Below are 1,697 nucleotides of genomic sequence, written 5' to 3'. Positions count from 1 at the left end.
CCGGCTCCCACTCCGGCTCCCACTCCGGCTCCCACTCCGGCTCCCACTCCGGCTCCCACTCCGGCTCCCACTCCGGCCCCGGCGGCAACCAGCGCCAAAACTCAACTTCAGGGCCAGAAAGCAGCTCAACTGCTCCACGTGCAAACGAATACCCCCCTTGAACTGCCGCCCAATCTGTCGGTCATTCATGTGGGCAAACCCAACGATTTGATTCCCCCCGATGTGGATGTGTCGGGATTCCCTCACTCTGAAGTGGTTTCGCGGGTTCATGCAGATATTCGGGTAGAGGGAGATAGTTACTATCTCGAAGATGTGGGCAGTTCTAACGGCACCTACGTCAATAATATGCCCCTACCAAAAGGGAACCGTCATCGGTTGCGCCCGGGCGATCGCATTGCCTTGGGTAAAGGCGATATGGTGTCTTTTATTTTCCAAGAGACCTAACCGATGATTCAACTTTCCCCCGCCAGAGGTTCTCTTTGGCGGGGATAAAAAAGCCTCTGTCGCTTTTCTCGCCGGAAAATCTACCAGCATTCTGCATTTTTTCAGCCAGAGGCGTCCTCGGCGATCGCCTCTGCACCTCCCGATTTTGCCCGAGTTCTTCCCTGAGTATTCTCAGTGGCGATGCAAATTACACTCATTCTAGGGATCCAGAATAAATGTCGGTTTGCCAGTTCTCAGTCTTCTGGGGTTGAGATCTGGGGAAGCGATTTGAGGAATAATAAACCATAAGCACCTCAGCTGTAGAGACTTTCAATCGGTGTTGTTCCCCAAAACACACCTCTTTTTTTATGGGCGCTGTACTCTACCCTTAGCCATCGTCATCAAAGGTGTATCTACTGTCATAGCGATGCTCTCGTGATTACACTGACCTTGCTGCATCCAATAAAGTCTACTCCCATCCAAAGTTGGAGATTTGAACGAGAATCTGTCATTCGGATTGGGCGAGCGATCGATAACAATGTTGTACTTTACAGTGCCGTGGTCTCTCGACACCACGTCGAGTTGCAACGCACTGGACTACACTGGAAACTGATTAATCTGGGCACCAATGGAACTTATCTGAATGGGACGCGCATTACTCAAGTGTCGGTACAGGATGGGGCGATTATTTGCCTGGCCCGTTCTGGTCCTCAAATTCAAATTCACTTCGGCAGAGATTTTCCCAAAACTCAGCCCGAAGCTCAGCATAACGCGCGCTACATGCAAGTAGAAGATGTTCACACAAAAACCGTGACTGAGGAGGAGACCACCGAACCGATTATCCTGCCACAAGCTCCCGAGTCTGAAGCTCGATGCTCTAGTACACAACAGTCTCGGAATATTTCATCAAGCATGGCGTTCGTGAAATAGGGTTATGGAGCGTCTCGATGGAGAGGCGATCGCGCCGCTTGTTGGGAATGGCGATCGCGGTGACGGAGCCTGAACCCAACCTTTAACGCACCGGTTCAGGCTCCCTACCTTGTCACTCTCCATCACCTGAAATTATTAATAAGGGTTGCACCAGATCGAGAAGCGGTTTTAAAGAGCGACCGCTAGGATTCTACCGTCCTTCCCCAGAATTTAAAAAAAAATTATCGTCTCAATCCCTTGCTGCATGGTTATTTCAGCAGTATGTCAAAAAAAAATCCAAAATTTTTTCAAAAAAGGGTTGACATTCCCGAAGGGGGTTGTTACATTAGTAAAGCGCCTGAAGG

The 1,697-nt window shown here is 50.1% G+C and carries 2 protein-coding genes; both read left to right on the top strand.

Annotation, left to right across the window (positions count from 1 at the left end; all coding sequences use genetic code 11):
• A partial coding sequence (locus AC0QH1_RS04310; RefSeq protein WP_324629651.1) for an FHA domain-containing protein occupies nt 1-444 on the top strand: 444 nt, incomplete at its 5' end.
• Between the two features lie 414 nt (nt 445-858).
• The gene (locus AC0QH1_RS04305; RefSeq protein WP_324629649.1) at nt 859-1,353 is read left to right on the top strand and encodes an FHA domain-containing protein; all 495 of its coding nucleotides are present in this window, start codon (nt 859-861) and stop codon (nt 1,351-1,353) included.
• Nucleotides 1,354-1,697: the final 344 nt, after the last annotated feature.

The sequence above is a fragment of the Phormidium sp. CCY1219 genome, from assembly GCF_055795085.1.
The sequence above is the reverse complement of the archived record's forward strand: the minus strand, read 5'-3'. Positions and strand labels throughout refer to the sequence as shown.